The organism is Protofrankia sp. CiP1_Cm_nod2 (genome assembly GCF_920664355.1).
Classification (GTDB): Bacteria; Actinomycetota; Actinomycetes; order Frankiales; family Frankiaceae; genus Protofrankia.
In genome coordinates, this window is sequence record NZ_CAKKTL010000217.1 from 1 (window position 1) to 3,670 (window position 3,670).

The 3,670-nt window shown below is 67.9% G+C and carries 2 protein-coding genes; both read right to left on the reverse strand.

The window, feature by feature from the left end:
• Positions 1-1,690: TIR domain-containing protein (locus NBW84_RS19465; RefSeq protein ID WP_250286197.1), on the reverse strand; the 1,690-nt coding region annotated here is incomplete at its 3' end.
• 507 nt (positions 1,691-2,197) lie between these two features.
• The gene (locus NBW84_RS19470; RefSeq protein WP_250286199.1) at positions 2,198-3,478 is read right to left on the reverse strand and encodes an IS256 family transposase; all 1,281 of its coding nucleotides are present in this window, start codon (positions 3,476-3,478) and stop codon (positions 2,198-2,200) included.
• Positions 3,479-3,670: the final 192 nt, after the last annotated feature.

Sequence of the window (3,670 nt, forward strand, 5' to 3'; positions counted from 1 at the left end):
CCGCAGCCGGTTGGGCGTGCTCGCGCAGGTAGGTTCCGGTCCGGTCACACAGCCAGGACAGACCATCGATCGCGGCGTCGGCGTCGGTGTGCCCAAGCACAGCGGTGACATGCGGCAGGTAGACCCGCCACACCGGCCAGGCATCCGGGTTCCGCTCGATGCCGGCGGGCAGGACGCCGCGCAGCAGCCGCACCAGGGTCCCGGCCCGCGCGATGCGGACCTCGCCGCTCATGGCCCGGCGGGTCGCGGCCTGCACCAGCCGGTGCACGTCCACCGTGTCCTGATCACGACGGGCGAGGCTGTACCCGACCAGCGCGCCGACCGTGCGCAACCACTCCGCCCGGTTACCGACCGCGTCCTTCAACGGCCCGTCGTCGAACCCGCCCGGATCCGCGAACAGACCCAGGAGGATCTTCTCCGGGTCGCACAACGCCCACAGTTCCAGCAGTTCCACCGCGGCCGGGCGCTCGCCGCGCAGATGCCGCACCGACAGGTCCCACAGCGCCGCGACGGTGACCCCCGGCCGGTCGGCGACATCCCCGTCGGCGAGCATGTCACCGAGCTGATCGGCGAGGAGATCGGCGTACTCCTCCGGTGGGGCGTCGGTCTGGTCGAGATAGCCGGCGGCCTGCTCGACCGCCAGCGGCAGATCCCCCAGCAGGGCGCAGATCCGATCCGCAGCCGTCGGTTCCAACCCCGGGAACCGGTCGGTCAGCATCCGCATCGCCTCGACCCGCGGCAGCAACGGCACGGTGACCGTTGCCCCGAGAGCGGTAAAACCCCGCCGCCGCGACGTCACCAGTAGCCGGCCCGCCCCCGGCGAAGGCCGAAGCCCCTTGAACTTCTTGAACGAGTCGGGGTCGTCGACGTTGTCGAACACCAGCAGCGACCGCGGCTTACCCGCCCACGCCGCGACCACCACGGCCGGCTCCGCTTCCACCGTCAGCCCCACCACCGCAGCCAACCCGGCCAGATACCCGTCGATCAGCTCCGGCTGCTCCGCCGGTACCCAGCCCACCCGGTCGAACGACTCGGCATGCCGGTGGATGTACTCGACCACAAGCGCGGTCTTCCCGACCCCGCCCATCCCCGCCAGCGCGGTCACCGCCACCGACCCCGCCGCGGTCAACCGCGTGTGTATCTCGTCGAGGAGCGTGTCACGGCCGACGAAATGCGCCAGCCGGGCCGGGACGCTCCCCATCGTCGGTAGATCCGGTGGGAACACCGGAGCTGCTCCCACCGCCGCGCCGACGACCGACCCACCAGCGGGTCGAGCACCCGGGAAAGCCGGCTCCGCATCCGGCGGGCCTGGTTGAAAGCCCGCGGCTTCCACCACCCGGTCCCGGGCCGTCTCCCGGTCTACCCCGAACAGATCCACCAACGCGATCGGACCCAGCAACCCCGGAGGGTCACAGTCCTCCACCCGGAACACCAGTAGCTTCCGCCCCCGACCAAGCGGATCATTCCGCCAGGCCGCGTACCACTCCGCTGATGCGAACCCCGACGCCAGATAGGCCGTGGACAGCACCGCTACCGTCCGCGCGGACGACCGGGCGGCCTGGTCCATCTCATGGACGAAATTCGACCCCGGACCGAAGTCCCACGCCTGGATCACCACCCGGTAACCGGCGGTTATCAACGTCCAGGCGATCCACTTCGCCCACGCCTCATCTTTCCCGGTGTAGGACACGAAAAAGTCAGAGCCGGTAACCTCACTGCCCCCCACGGTCACCCGCCCAGCATGCCATCATCACCCAACACGGTAGAAACCGGCCGATCATCCGCCGTCAGCCACGCCCGCCACACACGTCCGGCGTGATGACCCCGACGCCGGTTCGGGCATCGAGCAACGGATCTGACAGCAACCGCTGACAGCAACGTGCGCGAACAACGACGGACGATGGCGAACAGTGGGGGTCCGCCGACCTGACCCGGCAAACATCGACGGACCCCCACGAACACCACAAGCAAGACTTCTAATCCGGGGGTCCGTCGTCGAGCGCCGCGACGACCCGGCCGGTCCCCCTGAGGTCGGAGTCCGAGACGTGTAGCCAAGCATGTAGCCGAGCCTGCGAACGTCCACGGATGGCGGTAGACGCCGACGGAACCAGCGCCCAGGCCAGGCCGACTGCACGGACGAACCTGGACGTCGGCGGACGACGGGACTGTGTCGCTAATGGTGTTTCCGGCGGGTTGATCAGTAGGTCTCGGCGGACGGCCAGCGGTCACGGAACGTGATCGCAAAGGCGTCGATCACGGGCTTCCACCGGACCATCCACCGGGCGCGGCCGGCCCCGGTGGGGTCCAGACTGCGGGTCACAAGATACAGGCATTTCAGCGCGGCCTGATCGCTCGGGAAATGCCCACGGGCACGCACAGCCCGCCGATAGCGGGCGTTGAGCGACTCGATCGCATTCGTAGAACACAGCACCCGGCGTATCTCCACGTCGTAGTCAAGGAACGGAGTAAACTCCTCCCAGGCGTTACGCCACAGCCGGATGACAGCCCGGTATTTCCTTCCCCAGGTATCCTCAAACGCATCCATCGCCGCCGCGGCGGCGGCCGGGGTCGGCGCCGTGTAGATGGGCTTCAGATCGCGTTTCACCGCGTCGTGGTCGGCCCGCGAGGTCAGCCGAAAAGTGTTGCGGATAAGGTGAATGATGCACGTTTGCACGGTGGCGGCCGGCCACACGTTCTCGACCACCTCGGGCAGCCCTTTCAGCCCGTCACAGACGAGGAAGAAAACATCGCCGACCCCGCGGTTACGCAGGTCGGTGAGCACCGACATCCAGAACTTGGCACCCTCACCGCCGGTGCCCGCCCACAGCCCCAGGACGTCCTTGTGGCCGTCGACGGTGACGCCGATGGCAGCGTAGACGGGCCGGTTGACGACCTGCCCGTCGCGGATCTTCACGACGACCGCATCGATGAAGATCGCCACATAGACGCGGTCGAGCGGCCGGGACGCCCACTCGTTCATCTCCGCCACAACCCGGTCGGTGATCCGGGAGATGGTCTCCTTCGACACCGACGCCCCGTAGATCTCCTCGAAATGCGCCGAGATCTCCCCCGTCGTCAGACCCTTCGCATACAGCGACAGCACGATCTCGTCCACACCCGACAGGCGTCGCTGCCGCTTCTTCACGATCTGCGGCTCGAACGTGCCCGCCCGGTCCCGCGGAACCGCGATCCGCACCTCGCCAGCCGCCTCGGAAACAACCGTCTTCGACCGGCTGCCGTTACGGACGTTGGCCGATTCCCGCTCGACCGATGCCCGGTTCTTCTCGTGCCCGAGATGCCCGGTCATCTCTTCCTGGAGAGCCGTCTCCAGCACGGACTTCGTGAACAACTTCAACAGCCCGTCCGGCCCCGTCAGTGCCAGCCCACGCGCCTGCGCGTCCGCGACCATCGCCGCCGCGGCGGCCTGCTCCGGCGACAGCTGCCGCCCCTGATCACGATCAGTCTTCCGAGGGGTCATATCACCCAATGTCATCACTCACAGTGCCCATCCCGCCGGACCCGAGACCCGGCGTGTCGGGCCGGAAACACCGATCTTGAAACAGTCCCCGGACGACCCGGACCGACTTTGCAAGGCAGGGGTTAGGGGTTCAAGTCCCCTCGTCTCCACCACTCGCCGTAGCGAACCGCTGATCTGCGAAAACTGAACCGC